Annotated in this window: 25 protein-coding genes, 4 pseudogenes, 1 riboswitch and 1 other annotated feature; of the genes and pseudogenes, 10 read left to right on the top strand and 19 right to left on the bottom strand. The window is 32.2% G+C overall.

Features of this window, described 5'->3' with window-relative positions:
• The first annotated feature begins 332 nt into the window (after positions 1 to 332).
• On the top strand, positions 333 to 752 hold the full coding sequence (locus ACM6HU_RS02005) for a PH domain-containing protein (RefSeq protein ID WP_016115443.1): 420 nt from the start codon (positions 333 to 335) through the stop codon (positions 750 to 752).
• A 141-nt stretch (positions 753 to 893) separates the two neighbouring features.
• Here the strand turns inward: ACM6HU_RS02005 and ACM6HU_RS02000 are convergent, their stop codons facing one another.
• Both ACM6HU_RS02000 and ACM6HU_RS01995 read right to left on the bottom strand, forming a co-directional pair.
• On the bottom strand, positions 894 to 1,022 hold the full coding sequence (locus tag ACM6HU_RS02000) for a hypothetical protein (protein WP_275857877.1): 129 nt from the start codon (positions 1,020 to 1,022) through the stop codon (positions 894 to 896).
• Positions 1,023 to 1,669: 647 nt separating this feature from the next.
• Positions 1,670 to 1,960, bottom strand: a pseudogene (locus ACM6HU_RS01995) (recombinase family protein); the annotation flags it as partial.
• Positions 1,961 to 1,999: 39 nt separating this feature from the next.
• Here ACM6HU_RS01995 and ACM6HU_RS01990 point away from each other — a divergent pair.
• Together ACM6HU_RS01990 and ACM6HU_RS01985 are read left to right on the top strand one after the other, a co-directional pair.
• Positions 2,000 to 2,269: pseudogene (locus ACM6HU_RS01990) on the top strand (IS6 family transposase); the annotation flags it as partial.
• Between the two features lie 112 nt (positions 2,270 to 2,381).
• The gene (locus ACM6HU_RS01985) at positions 2,382 to 2,705 is read left to right on the top strand and encodes a hypothetical protein (RefSeq protein WP_016115446.1); all 324 of its coding nucleotides are present in this window, start codon (positions 2,382 to 2,384) and stop codon (positions 2,703 to 2,705) included.
• Positions 2,706 to 2,811: 106 nt separating this feature from the next.
• On the opposite strand, the gene ACM6HU_RS01980 is transcribed toward ACM6HU_RS01985, so the two are convergent.
• The 4 genes from ACM6HU_RS01980 to ACM6HU_RS01965 all read right to left on the bottom strand — a co-directional run bounded on the left by ACM6HU_RS01980 (position 2,812) and on the right by ACM6HU_RS01965 (position 5,258).
• The gene (locus ACM6HU_RS01980; RefSeq protein WP_016115447.1) at positions 2,812 to 3,105 is read right to left on the bottom strand and encodes a hypothetical protein; all 294 of its coding nucleotides are present in this window, start codon (positions 3,103 to 3,105) and stop codon (positions 2,812 to 2,814) included.
• A 5-nt stretch (positions 3,106 to 3,110) separates the two neighbouring features.
• Entirely contained in the window at positions 3,111 to 3,311 is a 201-nt protein-coding gene (locus ACM6HU_RS01975; protein WP_016115448.1) for a helix-turn-helix transcriptional regulator, read from the bottom strand.
• Positions 3,312 to 3,969: 658 nt separating this feature from the next.
• The gene (splB, locus tag ACM6HU_RS01970) at positions 3,970 to 4,998 is read right to left on the bottom strand and encodes a spore photoproduct lyase (protein WP_016115449.1); all 1,029 of its coding nucleotides are present in this window, start codon (positions 4,996 to 4,998) and stop codon (positions 3,970 to 3,972) included.
• Positions 4,995 to 5,258: a transcriptional regulator SplA gene (locus ACM6HU_RS01965; protein ID WP_016115450.1), complete on the bottom strand. Its 264-nt coding sequence runs from the start codon at positions 5,256 to 5,258 to the stop codon at positions 4,995 to 4,997. Before ACM6HU_RS01965 ends, splB begins: the two co-directional genes overlap by 4 nt.
• Positions 5,259 to 5,719: 461 nt before the next feature.
• Here ACM6HU_RS01965 and ACM6HU_RS01960 point away from each other — a divergent pair, with 461 nt between their 5' ends.
• A complete protein-coding gene (locus ACM6HU_RS01960; RefSeq protein ID WP_016115451.1) occupies positions 5,720 to 5,896 on the top strand; it encodes a DUF4021 family protein in 177 nt (58 codons plus the stop codon).
• 911 nt (positions 5,897 to 6,807) lie between these two features.
• On the opposite strand, the pseudogene ACM6HU_RS01955 reads toward ACM6HU_RS01960, so the two are convergent.
• The 8 genes and pseudogenes from ACM6HU_RS01955 to ACM6HU_RS01920 all read right to left on the bottom strand — a co-directional run.
• Positions 6,808 to 6,897: pseudogene (locus ACM6HU_RS01955) on the bottom strand (RNA chaperone Hfq); the annotation flags it as partial.
• Between the two features lie 285 nt (positions 6,898 to 7,182).
• Complete coding sequence (locus tag ACM6HU_RS01950) at positions 7,183 to 7,572, bottom strand: VOC family protein (protein WP_016115452.1); 390 nt, start codon at positions 7,570 to 7,572, stop codon at positions 7,183 to 7,185.
• Positions 7,573 to 8,083: 511 nt separating this feature from the next.
• Positions 8,084 to 8,248: a hypothetical protein gene (locus tag ACM6HU_RS01945; RefSeq protein WP_170927968.1), complete on the bottom strand. Its 165-nt coding sequence runs from the start codon at positions 8,246 to 8,248 to the stop codon at positions 8,084 to 8,086.
• 221 nt (positions 8,249 to 8,469) lie between these two features.
• On the bottom strand, positions 8,470 to 9,135 hold the full coding sequence (locus ACM6HU_RS01940) for a hypothetical protein (protein ID WP_016115453.1): 666 nt from the start codon (positions 9,133 to 9,135) through the stop codon (positions 8,470 to 8,472).
• Between the two features lie 386 nt (positions 9,136 to 9,521).
• Positions 9,522 to 10,280 carry an SDR family oxidoreductase gene (locus ACM6HU_RS01935; RefSeq protein WP_016115454.1) on the bottom strand — a complete coding sequence of 253 codons (759 nt, stop codon included), beginning with the start codon at positions 10,278 to 10,280 and terminating at the stop codon, positions 9,522 to 9,524.
• A gap of 112 nt (positions 10,281 to 10,392) precedes the next feature.
• Complete coding sequence (locus ACM6HU_RS01930; RefSeq protein WP_016115455.1) at positions 10,393 to 12,048, bottom strand: putative ABC transporter permease subunit; 1,656 nt, start codon at positions 12,046 to 12,048, stop codon at positions 10,393 to 10,395.
• A complete protein-coding gene (locus ACM6HU_RS01925; protein ID WP_016115456.1) occupies positions 12,041 to 12,766 on the bottom strand; it encodes an ABC transporter ATP-binding protein in 726 nt (241 codons plus the stop codon). Before ACM6HU_RS01925 ends, ACM6HU_RS01930 begins: the two co-directional genes overlap by 8 nt.
• Positions 12,767 to 13,126: 360 nt before the next feature.
• Positions 13,127 to 13,321, bottom strand: coding sequence for a hypothetical protein (locus tag ACM6HU_RS01920; protein WP_033671327.1), 195 nt, complete (start codon positions 13,319 to 13,321; stop codon positions 13,127 to 13,129).
• 197 nt (positions 13,322 to 13,518) lie between these two features.
• On the opposite strand from ACM6HU_RS01920, the gene ACM6HU_RS01915 reads away from it, so the two are divergent.
• Positions 13,519 to 13,722 (top strand): helix-turn-helix transcriptional regulator, encoded by a 204-nt coding sequence (locus ACM6HU_RS01915; protein ID WP_016115458.1) that lies wholly within the window; start codon positions 13,519 to 13,521, stop codon positions 13,720 to 13,722.
• A 104-nt stretch (positions 13,723 to 13,826) separates the two neighbouring features.
• On the opposite strand, the gene ACM6HU_RS01910 is transcribed toward ACM6HU_RS01915, so the two are convergent.
• The 3 genes from ACM6HU_RS01910 to ACM6HU_RS01900 all read right to left on the bottom strand — a co-directional run bounded on the left by ACM6HU_RS01910 (position 13,827) and on the right by ACM6HU_RS01900 (position 16,756).
• The gene (locus tag ACM6HU_RS01910) at positions 13,827 to 14,522 is read right to left on the bottom strand and encodes a YjjG family noncanonical pyrimidine nucleotidase (RefSeq protein ID WP_016115459.1); all 696 of its coding nucleotides are present in this window, start codon (positions 14,520 to 14,522) and stop codon (positions 13,827 to 13,829) included.
• A 255-nt stretch (positions 14,523 to 14,777) separates the two neighbouring features.
• Positions 14,778 to 15,800 (bottom strand): tyrosine-protein phosphatase, encoded by a 1,023-nt coding sequence (locus ACM6HU_RS01905; RefSeq protein WP_016115460.1) that lies wholly within the window; start codon positions 15,798 to 15,800, stop codon positions 14,778 to 14,780.
• A gap of 122 nt (positions 15,801 to 15,922) precedes the next feature.
• Positions 15,923 to 16,756 carry a hypothetical protein gene (locus ACM6HU_RS01900; RefSeq protein ID WP_016115461.1) on the bottom strand — a complete coding sequence of 278 codons (834 nt, stop codon included), beginning with the start codon at positions 16,754 to 16,756 and terminating at the stop codon, positions 15,923 to 15,925.
• A 125-nt stretch (positions 16,757 to 16,881) separates the two neighbouring features.
• Here ACM6HU_RS01900 and ACM6HU_RS01895 point away from each other — a divergent pair, with 125 nt between their 5' ends.
• Positions 16,882 to 17,721 (top strand): DUF2785 domain-containing protein, encoded by an 840-nt coding sequence (locus ACM6HU_RS01895; RefSeq protein ID WP_016115462.1) that lies wholly within the window; start codon positions 16,882 to 16,884, stop codon positions 17,719 to 17,721.
• A 19-nt stretch (positions 17,722 to 17,740) separates the two neighbouring features.
• Positions 17,741 to 18,208 carry an NUDIX hydrolase gene (locus ACM6HU_RS01890; RefSeq protein WP_016115463.1) on the top strand — a complete coding sequence of 156 codons (468 nt, stop codon included), beginning with the start codon at positions 17,741 to 17,743 and terminating at the stop codon, positions 18,206 to 18,208.
• Positions 18,209 to 18,216: 8 nt separating this feature from the next.
• Here ACM6HU_RS01890 and ACM6HU_RS01885 read toward each other — a convergent pair whose 3' ends face one another.
• Positions 18,217 to 19,215, bottom strand: coding sequence for a tryptophan--tRNA ligase (locus ACM6HU_RS01885; RefSeq protein ID WP_016115464.1), 999 nt, complete (start codon positions 19,213 to 19,215; stop codon positions 18,217 to 18,219).
• A 41-nt stretch (positions 19,216 to 19,256) separates the two neighbouring features.
• Positions 19,257 to 19,467 (bottom strand) — a binding site (T-box leader).
• A 140-nt stretch (positions 19,468 to 19,607) separates the two neighbouring features.
• On the opposite strand from ACM6HU_RS01885, the pseudogene ACM6HU_RS01880 reads away from it, so the two are divergent.
• Positions 19,608 to 19,853, top strand: a pseudogene (locus ACM6HU_RS01880) (1-deoxy-D-xylulose 5-phosphate reductoisomerase); the annotation flags it as partial.
• Between the two features lie 80 nt (positions 19,854 to 19,933).
• On the opposite strand, the gene ACM6HU_RS01875 reads toward ACM6HU_RS01880, so the two are convergent.
• Complete coding sequence (locus tag ACM6HU_RS01875; RefSeq protein ID WP_016115465.1) at positions 19,934 to 21,055, bottom strand: AI-2E family transporter; 1,122 nt, start codon at positions 21,053 to 21,055, stop codon at positions 19,934 to 19,936.
• Positions 21,056 to 21,542: 487 nt separating this feature from the next.
• Here ACM6HU_RS01875 and ACM6HU_RS01870 point away from each other — a divergent pair, with 487 nt between their 5' ends.
• Positions 21,543 to 22,001 carry a GNAT family N-acetyltransferase gene (locus ACM6HU_RS01870; RefSeq protein WP_016115466.1) on the top strand — a complete coding sequence of 153 codons (459 nt, stop codon included), beginning with the start codon at positions 21,543 to 21,545 and terminating at the stop codon, positions 21,999 to 22,001.
• 42 nt (positions 22,002 to 22,043) lie between these two features.
• Positions 22,044 to 22,187, top strand: a riboswitch (cyclic di-AMP (ydaO/yuaA leader).
• A gap of 99 nt (positions 22,188 to 22,286) precedes the next feature.
• Complete coding sequence (locus ACM6HU_RS01865; protein WP_003198661.1) at positions 22,287 to 22,430, top strand: hypothetical protein; 144 nt, start codon at positions 22,287 to 22,289, stop codon at positions 22,428 to 22,430.
• The last annotated feature ends 280 nt before the right edge of the window (positions 22,431 to 22,710 follow it).

Raw genomic sequence — 22,710 nt, 5'->3', positions numbered from 1 at the left:
ATGCTGCTGAACCCCTATCATAAGAGTTCTCTTTTTGATTCTAAAAATTCACACAATATTCAAATGTCATCCCTAAAAATGTTAATATCTGTTATATAATAAAAATGTCCTAGTAGTCTTAAGAAATAGTGATCCCTAGTTTTTCTGATAAGATAGTTTGTTTTGCCCTTCAGTTTACATTATCTTAAAAAGAACTTGTATTTTTTTACAAGTTCTTTTTGTTTCACTACAAAAATAAAAGTATACATTTTAAATCTATTGATAATAATATACAAAATTATGGATATTATAGCCGTTTTTCCCTATACTTAACTATAAAGGAGTGAACATGAATGAAATTTAAGATTAAACAAAATCCTATTCATATGATGATATTTCTATTAACTATTTTCATTTTTATTGCTATGCTTTTCATACAAGGCACTAATAATATTTACCTAAGTTGTATGATTTTGTTAAACATAATCAATTTTTTATTTATTTACAGATCCACTTATAAAATTACTGACAAATCATTAATTATCAAATATTATTTTACAAATACTGAAATACCTTTTGAAGATATCCAGCATATCAAATACCATGGAAAATCATTGAACTCAAAAAATTGGTCAAGACAACGATTAGAAATTATGTATGGATTATTTAATACTTTAACAGTATGTGTACCAAAAAAAGAAGAAGAATTCATTAATTTATTAACAAATAAATGCCCTAACATAAAAATAATAGACAAACCCATTAATCAATAAAAATAATGGCTTGTCTATTATTTTTATATTAAATCTAGAAAATCACGAATGTAAACTTTTAAATAGAAATTTACTTCCAAATACCACAAAAAAGACAGCTTTAAATGAATAAGCTATCTTTTTCATTTCATCTAAGTTTCACTAATTTGTTGGTTTTAAAAACTTAAATACTAATAATAAAAAGCTAAATAAAATAAAAACTTGAGCATCTTGACTAGGATTGCCATTATAACTATCTTGTATCTCAGTAATTAATTCATGTGCTTTCATTTATCTCATCTCCGTTTGTATATTTAATTTATTAAAACAACAAATTTTGTAACAAAAAAGCAACTATATTATATATCTAATCTATCCAATTCAAATATCGTAACTAAACCTATCATTATACCCTTTTTGTATTTTTCTTTGTAACTTAATATTATAATTATAATATACAAACTGGAAATATCCATAAAATCTACCTTAAATTAACCTTAAATAATTAGACTTTTTTATCATTCATGAATGTAAACTTTTTAATATTTGTTTACTTTCACTTCAAAGCGTAACACCACACATCCATCAACTTAATATTTTGAAGTACCCAAAAAAAAAATTTCATCTCACCACAGTTATCTATAAAAATTCAGTTCATTTTTTTGTTTTAGGAAACAATTAATTTCCAATACATGTCTTAATGCGAAAATGTGATATTTCGTGACCTTACCCTCCATATGCAATATTTCATATGATATAAGCTAGTTTTATTGCTATAATGGAATAGGTAAACTCTACAGCATTTTTCGATGTACGGAAAAGCTAATGAAAATGAAAGTTTCAGTAGGTAAAAAGGGAAAAGAATGTTTATCATTCTTTTCCCTCTTTGTCTTTTCGTGCACCTCACATATCTATCGTAAGGGAGTACTTGTATACGATTATTTACTACATTCCTTTTCTTCATATCTCTTTACAACCCGATAAAATGTCGGACTTGTCATATTACATCTTCTCATCGCTTCTAATGCTGAAATGTCACCTTTTTTCCACTCCTCATAAGCAACAATAAATTCATCTGTAATTTTTGTTTTAGGTCTTCCTAAATGTTTTCCTTGTTTTTTGGCTAACTCAATTCCTTCACGTTGACGAGTTTTTATCTTTGTTCGTTCTTCTTCAGCAAGCCAGGACAAAATTTGTAACACAAGATCGGTAATAAAGTTTTCCAAACTAAGCTGCACTTTCGGAAAAGAAAACGAGGAGAATCACAGATGAGATATTTTAAAGGAAAACAATACAAAAAAGATATTATTTTAGTAGCTGTCGGCTACTACTGCCGTTTTTCTCTAAGCTATCGTGATGTATCTGAAATCTTAAAAGAACGTGGTGTTTCAGTTCATCCTACAACCATCATGCGCTGGGTTCATGAATATGGTAACTTGATCTATCAAATATGGAAGAAGAAAAAGAAGCACGTACACTTATCTTGGAAACTAGATGAAACCTATATAAAAGTCAAAGGAAAATGGTTACGTTGTTATTAATGATAAAGGAGATGTTGTGACAGTTGTTCCTGCAAAGAAAAAACAATAAAAACTATTGTATTCTAGCATTATAACTATAACATTTTGGTGCAGAAAGTAGGTTGGAAAATTGGATATTAAATATGATAAATATGAGTTATTAGAAATATTTGAGAGTGAACCTGAAGATTTTATTATTCCTGGTGCTGCAGTATATAAATATAGTAAAGTGGATGATTTAGGATTTGAGTTAGTAATGATTATGTCAGTCTATGAAAATACTGTTAATTTAAAAATGCTCTATAAAGACAGACGTATATTTGATACTAATATGGAGTCTGTAGAACGAGTCTATTCTTATAATGATACGCTTCATATTCAATGTACAGAAGAAAAAAAGGCAATTGAAGTGAGATTCAAGCCTCACTTTGCAATTAATATTAGAGAATTCTAATCACAAAACCGTAGGACTTATCAATTCCTACGGTTTTTATTATTGAATATTTTTCCAAAGTGGTCCCTCATACCCTGAATCGTTTCCGTACCCCTATTACGATTTATTAGTAATTTTTCCTGTTTCTGTTGATAAATATAAAAACACTGCCTAGCACACTTAATGAAAGAACAAAATATAACAATAAATCAGGTAGAAATTCTGAAGAAACAATATCTATCGATTGAAAAACAATAATGGCAATGATACCTAAATATAGGATGTTGTACAACACATTATTTGTTTTATATTGAATTTCTCTCCCTCTTTCGTCGTTTCCTTCATCACTTGATTGAAATTTTATTACATACATCTGACTGATGAATAATAAAACAAATAAGAAAATTTTTAACCACAACATATGTATCACTCCTCCTGATAATCGAACACGTCAGTTATTGGCTTTTCAAATGCATTTGCGATTTTAATGGCAAGAATTAGAGAAGGGTTATATTTATTCTTTTCAAGAGTAGCGATAGTTTGTCGACTAACACCCACCCTTTTTGCCAGTTCTTCTTGAGTCCAACCTTTTTCTGCTCGACAAACTACAATTTTATTATGTAACAATAGCAACACCTCTTGAAAAGATTGTAATTTATTTCTTACAATTCGTAAAGTATTTTTGACAAAATATTTTTTACAATTAAAAATACGCACAAAAAATATACCTTTATACAAAGGGGCAAAGCTTCGCATCTTTTTTATAAACATCGCAACTTTATTTTAAATCCACAACACCCCTTTTAAGGGGGCCTTTGTTCCATCCGTAAAAGTATACTTTTATAGACATATCAAGTGTTCTTTACGTCTTTGAATACGTAGTAATGAAAAATGAACCAAAAGGTGTACCTTTACGAACGAAAAAAGCTCCTTCCACGATTGGTGAAAGGAGTTGTCATATTTTGAAAGGGTATTTTAATTTTAATATATATGGTAAAAAACTTGTATTGATAAAGTATACCTTTAGGAACAAAATAAAAAGAAGAATCAATATTGATTCTTCTTCTTAAAGTTTTTTATGTTACGATATGGGATATATAGGTGAAATAAGGTTCAATTAACAATTAGAGCATTATTGTTAAATTTATGGATAAAAAAGGGTTACCCAAATGTTTGTTTCACTGACTTTTAGATCGTACCCTTTTACATTTAAAATGTAATTTTGAGCCCTATAATGCGTTTTATTTCAAATTCCTATATTTAGTTGTAGTAAGTTGTTATCCTTCTACGTGAAATATTCTAATTTTGCATTTGGAAAAAACTTCTTCATATAGGCATACAGATAAGTTTTTAGATCCTCTTCTTCTTCTTTTTGGTAAATATATTTTCCAATTCCATATTTCCCCCATTTATATCTTCTTTTCTCTTCATCTAATTCTAATTTTGTCATGGGATAGTTTTTTTCAATCACTCTCTTAGCAGGCTTTGTAAAACGATGTTGAATAAATTCAAACGTGATATCATCCCGTGCATCAAGGGGTAATTCGGCATCAAGACGTTCAAACATATGATAGTATCCATCCTGCCAACCTTCATGAAGATAAATTGGAGCTACAATGAATCCGAGTGGATACCCTGCTCTTGCTACTTTTCCTGCTGCCTCAATCCGTTTAGCTAGGGGAGAGGTACCTGGCTCAAAATTTTTAATAACATAATCAGCATTTACACTAAACCGAAATCTTGTTTTTCCGTTATGTTTTGCATCAAGTAAATGATCAACATGATGAAATTTCGTAACAAATCTTAGTTTTCCATAATCGGACTTTCCGAAATGTTCAATTGCACGCTTAAGGGTATGAGTTAAATGATCAATCCCTACAATATCGGATGTACAGGAGGCTTCAAACCTTGTCAGTTCAGGTGCACGTGTTTCTATATATTTGTCGGCAGCTTCTAGAATTTCGTCGACATTTACATAGGTGCGGATATAAGGCTTACTTCCCATCGTTGTTTGTAGATAGCAATAATGACAATGCCCCATACAGCCTGTTGCGAAGGGAATAGCATACTCTGCTGAAGGCTTTGATGTATCAAACTTTAGTGTTTTTCTAATACCGACGACAAGAGTAGATTTTGCTACACGGTACTTTTGAAAATCGTTTTCTCCTGGAAGATCTCTCACTTGATTATGGGAAGTGGTATATCGAATCTCGACATCCATATTTGCAAATTTTTCTTGAAGCTCTCTTCCTAATGGATAATCTAATGCTTTGGGTTCAAAGTATACAAGCTTGGGTATAAATGGACTATTCATTCTAATATCCCCTCTGAAGCATCTCCATAATAGTAATTGTAGGCTTGGTTTGCCTCTTCTTCTGAAGAATAAACAGCCATCTCATTTGATAGTGGATAATAAGTTTCATAAAGAAATAAAGCTAATTCATTTGGATTCACAGGGTTATTTACAACTGCTGCTGCTTGTATATTTGCAACATCCTGGGTGTGGGGATTTCGGTAAAAAACATAGACAATATCTCCAGCATTATAAGTTTTACTTTCGTTAGAAAATTCCATTTCATCACCTTTTCTTTTTATAAAATCTACAGAAAAAAGTTATTCATTACTAAAATTTTGTCTTTAGTGCGTAAATTTATGTTTTCTTTATTATGGAAAAGTTAAATGTACTAATAATATTTTTTAAAAACTAATCAGTACAAATAGTTTTCTAACAATTTAATAGGACTTCGCATATTGATTCGAATCACTTGCTCCGCCATAGAAGATAGGGTACAAGGTATATTATTTTCTAACCACCAAGAGATAACACCAATATAAGCTGCATAAATATAACTTACTATTATTTCCTAAATCATCTCACATATTTTCTAGAAAGGATGACATACTATGTATGTGCTATTACATTAATAGTTCAATTTATTGTTCATTCAATTGGCAGATAATACATGTGTTTATCTTCCAAATTCTTTTCATAAGCTTTTTATTTTTTAAAACTTTAGTGTTTGGAGGTTATAAAAATGAATTTTCCATATTCTAAAAAAGAAGAGAATAGCAATTCTAAAAACTTAAAATCTAATACTTTACAAACCGGTCTTCAACCAGTGGAGCAAGCAATGAATGGATTGTACGGAATGCCAGAAACTGATATTGAAGACAAAGAACATCAAGAAAACGGAAGCTTGAAGAATACTTAGCATTTCAATATTAATTTTATTTTGAATACATATTTCTTTTCCAATAAAAAATCAAGGGGAATCAAAATTCCCTTGGTTTTTTCAATTGTATTATGTTATGAAGCTTTAGGATTTTGCTCACACAAATGATCTGCATATCAAAGATGAATTGATGTGCTGAGCAAGTCCCTTTAGCATTATGAAGGGACTTTTTTAAGTTTATACATACTTGAGGTTCCGCCACATCAACATCAAGTTAAAAAATTGGTTATTTTGAGAAGTTAGCTCATTTTTTTGTTTTGGGGGTGTTTACTTTTCTTAAGTTGATTGGCATGGGCTGAATCCTTATCATAAGAGTTCTCTTTTTGATTCTAAAAATTAACACAATATTCAAATATCATCCCTAAAAATGTTAATATCTGTTATATAATAAAGGTGTCCTAGTAGTCTTAAGACATAGTGATCCCTAGTTTTTCTGATAAGATAGTTTGTTTTGCCCTTCAGTTTACATTATCTTAAAAAGAACTTGTATTTTTTACAAGTTCTTTTTGTTTCACTACAAAAATGAAAGTAAACTTTGAAATAAAAGTTTACTTTCGGTTTTTAAACATTTATAACTAATTTTGTAATAAATTTCTCAATATAGATATAGCTGCTATATATAGTTTTTATATCAAAAATTTAAAAAAATATAATATTATAAGAATTAAGATGGTTTTTGCCTTTTTTTCTCCTTGTGCTAAAGATAAGATCGTGTTCCCCAATCTTATCTTTTTATTTGTAGATTTTTGATACCAAAAAAGGAATCCTTATAATATAATAAGGATTCTGCAACAGGAAATAACAAAAATGTAAATAATAAAAAGAATTACTTATATTATATTACATATAGTATATAATATTGGGAAATTTCCACATAAATCCAGTATGCATTATGTAGAAATTGTAGAAATGGCTTGTTTATAGACCAATTGTTGCTTGCCATGAACCAGCATAAGGACAGAAAATCTATCTATTGCAATTGAATTCATCTCAAGAAATTAACTGGCGGCCCCTCATACCCAGAATCGTTTCCGTACCACATCCATCAACTTAAGAATTTTATAACGCTCCCCAAAACAAAAAATTGTACATTTTCACCTGGAGATGCCAATTTTCTCGTTTTGGGTATTTGCCTTTCTTAGCTTGATAGCGATGGGGTGCTACCCCTAGTAAGAGTTTCTTATATAAAAATCCCTACAAATGTTGTAGGGATTTATGTCTGAGCAAGTTTGTTACATTCTATTAAATATTAAAAAAAGCTTGTTTTATCCAACTGCATTCATGAGTACAATTCTCCAACCATCCGGATCTTCTATCGTCGTTCCCTTCTCTATCCAATACGGATTTTCCAGCTCAACTTCATGATAGCCCATTTTATTTAACCGATTCGTTATTTTTTCAATTTCATCTTTATTAGGCATATAAAAAACTAGTAAATTATCTTTTGTCGGCGCAGGACATGGACTTCCATTAACATGCCTTGTGAACTCTAAATGATACTCTTCATCAGGTAATCCAAACATGACCCCGTCGTATCCTTCATGATTTTGAAACTCCCCTATACGGTTTAAACCCAATCCTGTTTCATAAAAACCTATAACTTCTTCAAATTTATCTGTTGGTCTTGCAAATCTAAACTGAACCCAATTCTTCATGCAATTCCCTCCTTTTAAATTTAAAAAGCCTTACAATAGCTATTATATGTTAGAGATATCCAGATTAAAATCCATCATTCAGGGGAGAGCTATTTAAGATGAAAGACGTATAAATTAATAAACAGTAGGACTTTGGTATGAATTTTATTGGAATTTGATTATATGAATATGGACTTAAAGGTATAGATTAACTCGCTACAATTTTCTTTTTTTGATGTGGTGCCCCATACCCATCAAAAAAAGAAAAATAAACGCCTCCCAAACGAGAAAATGAGCTGACTTTTTAAAGTAACTACCTGCAGAGAAAGAAAATTTTCATTTAGGGGGTATATTAAAACCTTAGCTTTATGGCGATGTGACGGCACCTCATATAGTCGTTTGACAACTTTACATATTTAAATAATTTTCGTTAGCGGAAGTTATTTAAGATTCTAACTTTTTCTTTCTTGTATGTAATTCAGTAATATATCTCGCTCTTTTTCAAATAGCATTTTAAGTTTACATAATATAATTATGGTTTATTATATTGTTTATCTAAATAGCACGTTCGCTCTTCACTTGTTAAAAACTGAAACCATCTCTGCCTAAACTTAATTCGCGCTGCATCTGCGTATACATGTGCTTCTATTCTCAAAGCTTCCGGAATTGGTCTTGGTTGTTGACTTTCTACTACCACTTAATCTTCTTGAAGAACTTTCAAACTATACCGGCTAAAATATGTAGGAACGGAATTTTTCCCGCAAAATTTCTACCTGCTAATCCAAAATTTATTGTTTCTTCTTCATCGTATGTACATTTATAGTGTGAAAATTCAAACTTTAATAGACGCAAATAAAAGAAGAAACCTATATTGTTTCTCCTTTTCCATAAAATATTCTATTTTATAACCAAATTATATTATGAGAGTTTGTTTAATAGTTGATTCAAATCTTGCTTTGTTTTCGTCGCTAATGATTTTATTCGTTTCACATCTATTTTTTCTTTTTCAGCTGCAACAATTAAAGGATACATGCTTTGTCCAATTGTTTTATAATCAGTTGGATGAGTCGCTTCTAACTCTTTTTCGATTACATCCCATTTTTCATTTATTTGCTTCCCTAGTTTATTCACTGTATCTAACTTAGGGTTTGCAGCTAATTGTTTATCCAAACTGTCAATAAGTTGCGCAACTGCTTTCACATTCGTTTTCACAGCCACGCCTTTATTTGTATCCTTATTTGTATCTTTCGTTGCAGTTTTTCCATTAGTAGCCTGGTCTGTTGTTTTTGTACTTGTTTCTTTTTCTTTCGTTTTCTCATTTGTTGTTTTCGCACTACTCTCAGTTCCAGATGATTCTTTGGAATTCTTTTGATCTTTCTCTGTTTTTTCGTTAGTAGATGTGTTTGTTTCTTTCTCATCGTTTTTCATTGTAGATGTTTCATCAGCATTCGTTGTTTTCGCTTCTTCCTGCGCGTTCGTTTGTTCCTTTTTCACTTGATCTTTTTCTGTGGAGGTATTACAAGCTGTAATGGAGAGCATTGTACCAATTGCTAGTGATGCAATTGTTATTTTTTTCATTTTCATAAAAAGCCTCCTATATTTACATTTTTATCCTCCCCTTTACGATTCTATTTATCCATAAAAATCCCTTTTTGTTCTAACCATCATCTTTCCGACAGGAATCTTCATATTTATACGACACTTAACTATGAATCTAATTTTAAAATCCGCGTTTTTTCTACTCTATATAACATGCTTTATACGATACTTTCTCCAATAAAAATCGGAGGATGTATTGACCTATAAAGAACCACAAAAAATAACCCATATATTTACAATTGTGTTTTCACTATCAGAAGTCCCCATTTTCTGACAATACATTTATTTTACACAGAAAATAAATTCATAAAATATTTCTCACTTCGTATTATTTCTCAATATTTTTGTTTACATAATATAATTATAGATTATTAATAAAATCCACCATTCGAATGAATGACCTGTCCTGTTATCCATTTTGCTTCTTCACTTACTAAAAACGGTATTAAACGTGCTACATCCACCGACTCTCCTATTCTTCCAGCAGGAAATCTGGTTACTAAATGTTGTTGCATTTCTTCTGTCATCCACCCTGTATTGGTTGGTCCTGGATCAACAGCGTTTACAGTAATCCCCTTCTTCATTGCAACTGGTGCTACTGAAGTAGTAAAAGCTTCAATCGCTCCTTTCGTTGCTATATAAGCAAGTTCATTCGGCATTGGTCCAAGCGATTGTCCAGAGGTAAGATTGACAATACTTCCACTCGTTTCAAACGTATAATTTTTAATAAATAATGTACTTAATAGCATCGTAGCGCGCACATTTACCGTATAATGTCTATCTAACTGTTCTACATCTAACCCTTCAACATTTGTATCTGTAGAATACGCAGCATTGTTAATCAGAATAGACGGTTCTCCTAATCGTTCTGATACCATATATAATAAACGGTTAGGGGAATAAGACTGCGCTAAATTCACCTCAGCCATTTCACAGAGAACGCCATAATTTTCAATTTCTCTTTTCAATAAAAATGGTTCTTCATCATTCATACTCCATGGCATTGCCTTATCATACCTAGGCCAGTACGTGAAAAAAATATCAATGCCATTTTGAGCAAGTGCCTTACAAATCGCTGCCCCAATTCCATTTAAACGTGTCGCTCCTGTAACAATTGCTATTTTCGTCACTTGTTTCTCCCCCTATTTTGCAAAGTAAAATATACCTTCTAGTAAATTAGAATCATGCGTAATATTCCTTACAAATAAATCCCCTGCATGAATACAGAGGATTTATCGTTTTTTATTTAATATTTGCTAGAATGCGCTCTGCTCCTAATTGTAAACTGCGTGTTACTATTACATTTATAATAGTAAATACGATTAATAGAATGCTAAACATTCCCCACATACCGATTCCAAAGAAGTAGTATAATCCAACAACCCCGCCTACGATTACTAGATCCATCGCAATATTTGCAAGGAAATTCCACAGAGTTGTATACCTGCTTTTAAACAACTTCTGCTCTGAATCCCAATGTATATCCGCCGTTTGAGCGTCCCAACGTGTACCGATTAAATTCGTTAACCAAAGGCCATTTGCACTTAGTAAAAACCATAACAACATAAAGAGTGGTGAAACACCGGCAACAATTGTCATGATAAGACCAAACACAGCTAAAATTGTTATATTTATAAGCCATGCTGTAAAGACTTTTGCAAAAAATATATCTGCTGCCTTTACTGGTAAATAACGATTAACAAACCACGAGCTTCCATCCCTTGAAAAAGACGTTGTAGCAATGACATTACTTCCCATTAAGAATAGTCCTGCACAAAAACCTATGCCAAGAGCTAGACCAGACCATTCTGGCTCTTTTATAAATTTTGTTAACCACTTTAAGTTTCCCTCTTGTACGAAAAGAATAAAGAATAACATAATTGGCATCACGAAAGTTTGCACAATACAATTTATAAAAAATTGTGGTGTTCGGAATAAAATTTTGAACTCTTTTTTTACATAAGCCTTTATATGTGAACTTTGTACAGTCGATTTTTTTAAGTTCTCTGCTGAGATAGCCTCTTTTTTTGCAGTACTCGTCGAAAGTCCGATAACTCCTTTTAAATATGTACGCTGCGCAACATAGAAGAACAACCCAAAAAACGCTAAGGAAATCGCTGCAAAAATCACAACGTATATAATTCCTTTCCAAGAGGCATTTTCTATTAATCCCATTGCACCAAAGTATGTTGTTGGAAAATAATTTGTCATTTGAACGAACAGAGACGATTGGTTATCAGCAAAGTAATTTGCAACCATATCCCCTGATACTGCACTTTTGTTTCTCCACTGAATAAATACATTAATACCTACGACGAATAATAGAGTTAATATTCCGATAAATATATTACTGCGATCTTTATTCTTGGCTATATTTGTATAACGCATAATAACTGTCATTAAGAGTGATGCGAGTACTAATGGAATAACAGGGAAAAATATGTAAATTAATAGTGCATATACATAGTATGTAATAAATGCACCACTTTGCAAACCGTAAACAATAAAGAGTGGAAATAAAATAAAAGATCCCATTACATATTGTGTAATTAATACCGTAATGAATTTCGCCGTAATAATTTGTGATGGTTGTAGTGGTAAAGGTAATAGGGTTTCAACATCATTATTATAATAAAATACAGTTAAAATATTCGTAATACTAATTACAAATACCCATATGCTCGCAACAGCTAATCCCATTCCGATTATCGATGTTTCCTGACCAATTGATTTCATTCCAACATACATTCCATATGTAAGTGGACCAATAAATATAAATCCAGCAAATAGTAGGGCTAAAAATGAAAATGCATACGCCCACCTTTTCTTTTTATCCGTTATAATTTCTGCATAATTTAATTTCAATAATACTTTTGTTAATGTCCAAATTTTATTCATTTCCAGTCATCTCCAAGAACATTTTCTCAAGTGATTCATTGGATTTAAAATGATCTCTCATTTCATTTAAATTTCCTTGGAACTGCAAATTCCCCTTATTAATGATAGCTACGCGATCGCATAATTTCTCAGCTACTTCTAATACGTGTGTAGAGAAAAACACCGTTTTCCCTTTATCTGCATGCTCTCTCATCATCTGTTTTAAAATATATGCTGATTTGGGATCCAGTCCTGTCATCGGTTCATCTAAAATCCATACATCTGGATCATGAAGAAGAACACCGATAATAATAATTTTCTGTCTCATTCCGTGTGAATAGCTCTGAATTTGGTCAGACAAGGCATTATAAAGATCAAATCTCTCTGCTAAAAATTGAATTTTTTCCTGTCTAATTGCATTCGGCACCTCATACATATCAGCCATAAAATTCAAATACTCTATCCCTTTTAATCGCAGAAACATATCTGGACTATCCGGAACATAACCAAATGTTTTCTTTGCCTCCATAGGCTCTTTCATCACATCTTTTCCGTTGATCGAAATTGTTCCTTTATCTATTGCATGAATACCTGTTACCATCTTAATTGTTGTTGATTTCCCAGCACCGTTCGGCCCTAAAAATCCAAAAATTTCTCCACTAGGTACTGTTAAACTTAAATCTTTCACAGCATAGGAAGAACCATTATAACTTTTTGATACATTTACAATCTCAATCATTTTATCCAATCCTTTCCTCATTTACCAATAAACTATATCCCTATTATAGCATATTTTTATTTTTAGATTTTTGTATTTTTTTAGATTAAATATACTCTCACAAAATCTTTTTATAACTTATCTGTGCATTCAGAAAAAGGAATTCACTATTATTCCTATAGTAAGTATATATATTCATTTTGATTTTCCGACATGTAAATCACGGCTATGAAAATAAAAAGGAATCCCCACTCATTTTCTCCATTTGGTTTCACATGGCATGGGGCTAAAAAGACACTGACCGCTTCTATGCAAAGGCGGACGCTCTCTCCCACCTAAAAGGAAAGTTTTATATCGATGTTTCAATCTATATATAGTTCCTTAACCATTAAAATATATATATAAACCTAGACCAACAATTAAAACAACTGCTAACAAAAGGTAAATCATTGTAAGCCTTGTAATATTCCCTTTCGTTGATTTACTATAATTTTCATCTCCATTTTTCCCGACTACTATTGTTCCAACAACAATTACTGCCACAATCAATAAAACAATTAACATCCACTTAATCATGTGTTCCATTTCCCCCTTCCTCTTGCAACTATTTTATAATATTTTTACTATTTATAACTTTTAAATATTAACATTTTTCTGAACTTTAATTATATATATTATTCACTTTTCATTTACCTATTTGTTTTACTTATTCTTACGTTTGGATTCTCTATTTATTTGTACAACAAACCAATTGATGAAATGGAAGATGCGCCATGGCATTCACAACAAAAATAAAAGAATACCACGCCCATTCACATATGACCCCAGACGATTTAGCAAAGCTTATTGGTGTTCGACGCGAAACCATTAGTCATTTGGAAAAGAGAAAATATACCCCTTCTTTACAATTGGCTTATGATATTGCAAAAGCATTGAACGCTTCTATTGAGAAAATATTCATTTTTGATGAAGTATAGTAAATCCCCCTCTCTACTATGACGTAGAAAGCGGGATTTTTGTGAAATTTGCACCTATTGTTGAGAATAGCCCAGTGTAGCTAAAAGAATTCATTAAAAAACCCTTAGTTCCCCGTCTTTCCTACAATCCTTATAATATCGGTTAAATCACGAATTTCATATGTTGGTTTAATGCCTATATTATTTTCCTTGCAACACGGGTTGAACCAGCACGTATCAATCCCGTAATTTATTCCTCCTTGAATATCGGAAGTTAACGAGTCACCGATAATTAATACGCTCTCTTTATCTGTAATCTGCAGCTTTGAAAATGCATAATCAAAAATCCCTCGCACTGGTTTTTGAAATCCCGCCTCTTCCGAAATGATAATATGCTCAAAAGTATCACAGAGAGGCGACCCCTTGATTCTAGATTTCTGCACATCTGTGAACCCATTCGTGATAATAGCTAACCGACAATCAGCAAGCGTATTACACAAGTCTACAGCTCCTGATACCATATGTATTTCCGTCCCTAAATAGCCAAGATATATACTGTTGAATATATCAGCATTTATTTCAAGCTTATGAGCTAGAAATAATCTCCTAAATCTCTCCACTCCCAATTCAGATAAAGTTAGAATCCCCTGCTCTAAATCCCTCCATAATACTCTGTTAATCTCTTTATAGCTGTCTTCATAATCCACCAATCCCGTAGGTAATCCGAAATCTACAAACGTTTTATTTAATGCCTTTTTTTCAGACATACTAAAATCAAATAATGTATCATCCACATCGAATAAGATAACTTTATATTTCATAGGTACCTCCATTACTCACTACTGCTCTAGTTTGAATATATATTTCAATTTCTGTTCATAATCAGAACGTCTATAAACCTACCTATATTTTTTCTCTCTCTTCTACTACATGTTGTGTAGCTGACCCTGGATTTCCCCTTCGAAATTCAGTTCTTTTAATACAGCTTTGTTCATTTATTCTGTCTCATTCTTCATTTAATAAAAATCTTATATTATATACATAATACAGGATTTCCCATCAAAACAATTTACATGTTACTTCTCTTCTAGTAACAATGTTTTCATATTTTCTAGTTGTTCTTTTGTAAAGCCAAGTCCTTTTTCAGCATAGATTTCAATACTGCCAAATTTATGGGTAATTTCATCAATTGCTGCCTGTAAATACTCTGCACGAGCTTCAAACATAGCCCCTAATATCTCTTTACTTTCCTCATTTTGTAACTTTGCACCTAAAAAGGCCATCATTTTTTGATTTAACTTTTCACGGAATCCGTTACTTAATAAATAATCTTGCATCACCGTTTTTTCTGGGACACCAAGAAGAAGTAATAATAAAGCAGAACCAAACCCTGTTCGATCTTTACCAGCTGTACAATGATTAACTAGCGGTAAATTTTCCGGATCTTGAACTAGCTGTAGAAAGCGTACAAATGCTTCATTACCCTCTACAAAGCCTTTATTCATTTCCACTAAATATTCACCTGGTTTTCCAAGCATCGATAAATCTCCGACTTGGAAAAACTCATTAATATTTAAATCTTTTGCTATATCTTGCATGACTGGTAAACAAACTTGACGAACACCAGTGATACTTGGGTTTGGTTTATGCTTTACTTCAAAATCTGTTCGGTAATCACATACTAGTTTTAAGCCAGACTGTTGTAAATAAGCAATATCCCATTCTGTTAATCCTGCTAATTCCTCTGAACGATATAAATTGCCCCACTTTACTTTGTGGCCATCACTTGTTTCATAACCACCTAAATCACGGAAATTAAATGCTCCTTGTAGTGATAACCTACGTTCAGCTACAGTAACTACTTGTCCATTACTTGCTACTAATCGAAAATAAGGACGTGCTTTAGGGCTTGGATCTTCTATCGTACAAGAAGATGCTTTTGATACTCTTAATAAAAATTGTCCATTTTCCTCAATCTTTTCTGATGAAGTACTCCAATAAATAGCAACTTCCTCTACTTCATCTTCCCATAATATGTGTAACTTATTATCTAGATTTCGTTCTACACTTGCTTGTAACCAGCTTTTATGTTGTTTCATAATTTCACCAATGCTTTCTCTATATAATCCGTTAAATCAAGCAATACTCTATTCTATTGTATTACAAATATACTAGTTCTGTCGTGACTATATTTATGACACTCCCTTGTCTTTCTTAGAAATTAAGAAAAGATTTCTTGTACTTTTAAGAATGTTGTAGTTGGAATACCACGAAATACATAGGCAATCTGCTCGTCACCTAAATCTTGATATACGACTGTGCCACGCTGAGGATGTGTATAAAATTCTAGTCCATTTATCATTTGCATTGAACTGTAGTTTTTAATCCATGAAGATGCTGGATAGTAATTACGCTTCACATGGCGACACGCCCAAAGTGCATATAGTTGTTCTTTTACATCCCAGTACACATATTGCATTTCATTATTTCCTAAACCAATAGATTCGATTCGCCAAGAATTTGAGACTGTAATTGGTAAAGAGTTATATTGTATTTCATTTGGTGAAAACCACTTACTACATCTGCTTATTTCACCACCATTTGGTACTCTTGCTTGAAAACTTAATTGATGAAACGGTTTATTGATTTGTTTTTTTGCCTTCTCTAAATCTAATGGTTGCAAACCTTCCAAGAACTTTTCCATTTCTTGTTGTTGCACAAACCCTTCATCAATCGAAATTTCAATCTGCGTTTTCCATTTAGATATGGCATAACTAACTTTCCCTTTATAATTCAGCCCCCTCCAATATACAAGACCATTATACTGAAAGCATTCACCTTGTGCTTGATACATACAACTATCAGGAAATGTTGGCTCCATAATATCTAGAAAAAACTCTTTTACTCGAAATACTCCTGTTCGTGTAAAAACTTGAAACCGAAGTGTTTCCCATTTCTCTCCTTCCCTGCGCTCCGATACATTTTCAATATGCCATCCATCAAATAGCACAACTGGGTATAGCGTAATTATATGTTTAAGTTTTTGTTTTAACATAATAGCCCCCTCCTTCTTGACTACTTCGGGAGATGTTATTATTTATCCTTGCATGAGCAGGATTGTCTGCGAATATATAGAATACTAGGAAGCAAGGTGTTATTAAGGCCAGAGGAGGGACATCCTTGGATATCGTTACATTGCAACAACAACTCGATCTCATTCAACAAAATGACTATACGCAGATTCAGAACATCGATCTGAATGAGTTAAGTTCTCATATGATTGGGCATATTGGAACGACCGATAGCTATGTACGTGATCAATTAATATATAAATGCTTTGCACATTTTATTCAAAATGAATTCCTATCTCATGATAACTTGGAGACTTTGTTAACAACCTGTCTAGGCGATGATTACTTATATCAAGAAATCTCCTCTCCAAATACAGATGATGTTTTTACTCGTTCCTATACCACTTTATTAATAGGATTAATTATACAGTTCGATAATTCTCACTCATTCTTATCACAAGAAACCGTGCAAAAAGTAAAAGAAAAGCTTATTACATATATGAATCTTGAAACAGATTATCGTGGATATGTACAAGATAAAGGCTGGGCTCATAGTGTTGCCCATGCAGCCGATGCCTTTAACGAACTCGTGCACAGCGCACATATTAGCTGTTCCTGTTATGAAGAAATTGCGCATTGCATATTAAATAAAATTTTCATTTACTCTGCCTTATATCATAATAATGAAGATGAAAGAATTGTAACCCCCCTCCTATCTATGCTTTATTATGATTTCTCAAGAGAGCAACTTTTTTCAATTATTTATAAAAAAATAAAACGTTTACCACAATTCAAAAAAAGGCTCTCTTGTCATGAATACTGTATATTATGCGCAAATTTAAAAACTTTTTTACGAACCTTATTTTTCAGAACAAAAATAGACCCAAACCTTTCTTCTGTAGCAAATCGAGCAGAAAAAATGTTAAGAGAATTACATAAGTATTGCTAATTCTAAAGGAGAAAAGAAAATGGGATATATCGAAGACATGCGGAAGCTCGTAGGTAATCACCCGCTTATACTAATTGGTTCACACGTTATTATTGTAAATGAGAAAAATGAGATATTACTTCAACTCCGCACTGATTTTAATATGTGGGGCATTATTGGTGGTGCTCTTGAATATGGAGAAACATTAGAAGAAGCTGCAAACCGAGAAGTATTGGAAGAAACAGGACTTATCATAAAAGATTTAGAACTCTTTCACACCTTTTCAGGACCAAACTTGTTTCAAGTATATCCAAACGGCGATCAAGTATATGGTGTCATGGTTGTTTATATTTGCCGTAATTATGAAGGTGATTTGCAATGTGACCCTAATGAATCAAAAGAATTACGTTTTTTCCCATTGCATACACTCCCACATAATATTGGCGCTGTACCTAAAATGATTATTGATCAATTTCAACAATCATATGCAGCGAAAACAGAAAAATAAGGGAACGCTTATCGTTCCCTCTCATATCCAATCCGCTTTTTAATTTCAGCTAAATTCACCTTCGCGATTTCTCTCGCACGCTTCGCACCTTTTTCTAAAGCTTCATACAATAAGTGAGGCTCATTCATATATCTCTCATACTTCTCTCTCGGTTCTTCTAATTCACGGTTTACAACGTAAAATAGTTCTTTCTTCACTTCCCCCCATCCAATACCTTCTCTATATCGCTCTTGCATACTTCGTATTTCTTCCTCTGTTGCAAATTCCTTATATATCATAAATAATGTCTCAGGTTCTTTCGGTTCATGAGGTAGTGAAGAATCTGTTTTAATTTTAAAAATTAACTTTTTAAGCTTTTCAGGTTCTGCAAATAGCGGAATCACATTCCCATAACTTTTACTCATCTTTCGTCCATCAAGCCCTGGTAAAATGGCTCCTTCTTCTTGGATAATATACTCTGGAAGCCTAAAGGTCTCTCCAAATGTATGATTAAAATACGTCGCAATATCCCGAGCGATTTCAATGTGTTGAATTTGATCTTTTCCAACAGGCACATGACTAGATTGAAATAACAATATATCTGCAGCCATTAAAATTGGATACGTATACAATCCCATATTGACACCTGTATCAATATCAACACCTATTTCTTTATTTTGTTCTATCTTTGCTTTATACGCATGAGCTCGATTCATAAGGCCTTTTGGAGTCAGACAAGCTAAAATCCATGCTAGTTCTAAAATTCCCGGAACTTCAGTTTGTCGATAAAAGATAACTTCTTCTCCAAGCCCTAATGATAACCACGTTGCAGCTACCTCTTTTGTATAATCACGAAAAAGCTTAGGATCTTGTACAGCGTTTAATGCATGGTAATCCGCTATAAAATACAGTGCTTTCCCTTCTTGTTTTTTAGACATGTTTAATGCAGGTTTAATCGCCCCGATATAATTTCCTAAATGCGGGTGGCCAGTTGGCTTAATCCCTGTTAACATTATTTTCTCACTCACACTAGCTCCTCCTTTCCAAAATAAAAGAGCCCCTCATCCTAGAAAAGGACGAGAGACTCCCGCGGTACCACCTTTATTAGCTATAGTCATAGCTCACTTGATGCTTCTTTAACGCGAAGCAAATCGTCTTAGCCTACTCATTTCAGCTAGAAGCTCCCGAGCCCATTCCATATTTATCCCCTACTGATTCCCACCAACCATCAGCTCTCTGTGAAGTTCTAAATATGTACTCTTCTCTATCATCACTTTTTGTTTATTTCTTACATTTTATCACATTTATTTTTCTTACAAACATAAATATTCTGTTTTCTGAAGAAGGAATTTTACCTTTTTTTGTTTAATTATATATAGGTTTGCAGAAAAGGATTCTACAACTTTGGAGGAATTATCATGGTAAAATATATTTCGAAAAACCAGATTTCAAAAAATCCCCTTGCCTACATTATGCTTATGAATCTGGAAAAACTGGTGGTACAACACTTGCAGTCTTAAATGCAGCTAATGAAATTGCAGATGCACTATATTTTAAAAATGAAATTTCATTTTTTGATATTGAAAAAACAATTTATTCTACACTCTAGGCACATCACAACATTGCAAATCCAGATTTAGAAACAGTATTAGACGCCGATCGTTGAGCTCGTGAATATGCAAACGAATTATTAATTAGAAAATGAAAAAAGAGCTAAAACAGAATGCGTCTGTTTTAGCTTTTTTTTTACGTGTTCAATTTAATAAATCTATAGCCATGTGTAACAAGTACCTTTAAAATCGCATATCCAGGAATCGCTAAAATGATACCCATCATCCCAAATAGATTTCCTGCTGTTAAAATAATAAAAATGATTGTAATTGGATGAATATCTAATTTTTTCCCCATTACTTGTGGTGAAATAAACTTTCCTTCTGCCAATTGAACAACCATCATAACAATGATTACCTTTAAGACCATTGCTGGCGAGTCAATAAAAGCAATAATTAAAGCAGGTGTAATTGCAATAATCGGCCCTACATACGGTACAACGTTTACAATCATCGCTAAAACTGCAAGTAACACGGCATATTTAATCCCAATAATTAAATAACCAATTAACAACATAATACCAATAAATAGGCTAACAATAATTTGCCCTCTAATATATGAGCTGATGGCGTAATGCATATCATCTAATATAAGCTTAGCTGAAGATCGTCTTTGTTCTGGAATAAATCTCAAAAAGTATCTTGGTAATTGTTCACCGTCTTTTAAGAGATAGAACAATATAAAAGGAACCATTACAAATGTAAGAACTACTTCTGTAAGTGTACTTAAGAACCCAGTTACATTCCCTGTCACTGATGATAGTGAATTTGTAAAATTTATTGTAGAATCTTTTACAATACTACCTACATCAATATTTAAGCTATCTTGAACCTTTCCAATTATATTACTTTCTCCAAATCTACGTGCTGCCCTTTCAATTTCATGACCGAAATATGGCAAGTTATCTATTAATGCATTTACTTGATCTTTAATAATCGGAATAACTGTTACAACAAGAAAAACAAACAACCCGGTTACAAGTATGTATATAGAAGCAATGGAAATGATTCTAGAAACACCTTTTCTTTCTAAAAGCGAAACAAATGGATGTAAAATATAAAATAGTACACCAGCTAACAACACTGGAAAAAAGATTGTTTTTAAAAAGACAATGAACGGTGTAAATACAAACGAAATTTTTGTTAGTAATAATATATTCACAAATAGTAAGGCAAATCCAAGTAGCACCGCTAAATAATTTTGCTCTTTAAAAAACTTTTTCAGTTTATCTCTCTTTCGTAAATTTATTTTCTCCAAATATACCACCTCTCTAAGTATGAAAAACCCTTAAAAAGGGCTTTATGAGACAATCAGTAATATATTTCTATTTACATGTAGCTTTTACTACAAATGATACACTTAAAGCCGATACAATTGCACCTAATAAACCAATAATAATATTACCAAACATGCCATGAAGAAATCCCTTCCCTTATCTGTTGCAATACTTATAATAGCCCCAACGAAAAATGTGATAATCCATCCCATTTTCCGTTCTCTTTTTCTATTAAGATGTTGATTTATAATTAAATATAAAAGGAGATTTACTACAATAACACGAAATTATGTACATACATTGTATCCAAAAAAACTAAATTCTGTCAAACAACATGGAGATTATAAGTATATTAAAATATCTTTTTTTCATTCTAAATTAGGATTTTAGCACTATTCGATGTGAATTGTATCTTATTTCAAGACAAAAACCAACCTACGTTCCCTCTTTCAGAAAGGAGATCAACAAATGATTTTTAAAATGAATCCTGCTTCTATTGAAGTTGCATCCGCTATTTTAGCAATCCAAATTCCTGCTTATCAGGTGGAAGCAAAATACATTAACAGTGTAGCAATCCCACGTTTATATGATACTGTGAAAGACATTCAAAATTGTAATGAGACATTTTATGGATACATCTTTGAAAATAAACTAATAGGTTTTATTTCTTTTGTAAATGAAGGAACAATTATTGATATCCATCGCCTAGTTGTATCACCCGACTATTTCCATAGAAGAATTGCAACAAAGTTACTCCTTCATTTATTTAGCGCATCCCCTGATACAAGTAAATATATTGTACAAACAGGGAAAGCAAACACCCCTGCCCTTTCTCTATATAAAAAACACGGCTTTGTTGAAGTAAACGACATTGTAGTACCCGACGGAATCGTCCTTACTCAATTAGAAAAAGACAGAAAAAAATAAATAGTTTGACTTATTTGTTTTATTATGCTATTTTTTACTTTATAAAACCTTTTGCTTAATCCAAATTTTGGAACGGGGGAACCATTTATGTAGCCTATGCTACTTGGGGCGAATCTTTTTTAAGTAGGGGAACTCTCACTTCCCGAGTCCGACAGCTAACCTCGTAAGCGTAATGGGAGAGGGAAGGTGCTTTTTACCTATGTTACACAGTATCCCTCCTTAACTATAAAGTGTATGGAATCGTTATCACAAAAAACTATATTTATAGTAAAGGAGACTTGTACAATGTTACGTTTATCAGATCATGAAATAAAAATGATGGAGCAACGCCTCCGATTGGAGCAACAGCGTACGTATCAAGCAAACAAAATTGTAGATAGTTTACATCACAAATACTTTTTTCAACATATTTTTCAGCCGAAAAGATAAATTAACATGCTAAAATTGCTAATAGGTAAAGGTAGAAACGTTGTAAATAAAAAAACTTTACTAAGTTAGCCCTTTTATGTTCTTTCTTTAAGTGAAAAAACATTATTCGATTTATTCAAAAAAAACAAAACTTCATTACCATGTGTAATGAAGTTTTGTTTGCTACTGAATCACTTAGAACATACGTCCTTTTAGTGCTCATATAATTTCTCTTTCTTACTAAGCTTCCTTATTACAATTATATAGGCGCAAAACAAAGCACACTTTATAAACAAGAGAC

It is taken from the genome of Bacillus sp. IT-79MI2 (assembly GCF_949768135.1).
Lineage (GTDB): Bacteria > Bacillota > Bacilli > Bacillales > Bacillaceae_G > Bacillus_A > Bacillus_A pseudomycoides.
Note: the sequence above shows the minus strand (reverse complement) of the source record. Positions and strands in the feature narration are given on the sequence as shown.

Coding starts and splice junctions, on each gene's coding strand:
- ACM6HU_RS01890 (WP_016115463.1), top strand. CDS start 17,741: ATGGGATATATCGAAGACATGCGGAAGCTCGTAGGTAATCACCCGCTT.
- ACM6HU_RS02005 (WP_016115443.1), top strand. CDS start 333: ATGAAATTTAAGATTAAACAAAATCCTATTCATATGATGATATTTCTA.
- ACM6HU_RS01980 (WP_016115447.1), bottom strand. CDS start 3,105: ATGTTGTGGTTAAAAATTTTCTTATTTGTTTTATTATTCATCAGTCAG.
- ACM6HU_RS01930 (WP_016115455.1), bottom strand. CDS start 12,048: ATGAATAAAATTTGGACATTAACAAAAGTATTATTGAAATTAAATTAT.
- ACM6HU_RS01925 (WP_016115456.1), bottom strand. CDS start 12,766: ATGATTGAGATTGTAAATGTATCAAAAAGTTATAATGGTTCTTCCTAT.
- ACM6HU_RS01920 (WP_033671327.1), bottom strand. CDS start 13,321: ATGATTAAGTGGATGTTAATTGTTTTATTGATTGTGGCAGTAATTGTT.
- ACM6HU_RS01950 (WP_016115452.1), bottom strand. CDS start 7,572: ATGAAGAATTGGGTTCAGTTTAGATTTGCAAGACCAACAGATAAATTT.
- ACM6HU_RS01915 (WP_016115458.1), top strand. CDS start 13,519: ATGGCATTCACAACAAAAATAAAAGAATACCACGCCCATTCACATATG.
- splB (WP_016115449.1), bottom strand. CDS start 4,998: ATGAATAGTCCATTTATACCCAAGCTTGTATACTTTGAACCCAAAGCA.
- ACM6HU_RS01870 (WP_016115466.1), top strand. CDS start 21,543: ATGATTTTTAAAATGAATCCTGCTTCTATTGAAGTTGCATCCGCTATT.
- ACM6HU_RS01910 (WP_016115459.1), bottom strand. CDS start 14,522: ATGAAATATAAAGTTATCTTATTCGATGTGGATGATACATTATTTGAT.
- ACM6HU_RS01905 (WP_016115460.1), bottom strand. CDS start 15,800: ATGAAACAACATAAAAGCTGGTTACAAGCAAGTGTAGAACGAAATCTA.
- ACM6HU_RS01940 (WP_016115453.1), bottom strand. CDS start 9,135: ATGAAAATGAAAAAAATAACAATTGCATCACTAGCAATTGGTACAATG.
- ACM6HU_RS02000 (WP_275857877.1), bottom strand. CDS start 1,022: ATGAAAGCACATGAATTAATTACTGAGATACAAGATAGTTATAATGGC.
- ACM6HU_RS01965 (WP_016115450.1), bottom strand. CDS start 5,258: ATGGAATTTTCTAACGAAAGTAAAACTTATAATGCTGGAGATATTGTC.
- ACM6HU_RS01960 (WP_016115451.1), top strand. CDS start 5,720: ATGAATTTTCCATATTCTAAAAAAGAAGAGAATAGCAATTCTAAAAAC.
- ACM6HU_RS01865 (WP_003198661.1), top strand. CDS start 22,287: ATGTTACGTTTATCAGATCATGAAATAAAAATGATGGAGCAACGCCTC.
- ACM6HU_RS01900 (WP_016115461.1), bottom strand. CDS start 16,756: ATGTTAAAACAAAAACTTAAACATATAATTACGCTATACCCAGTTGTG.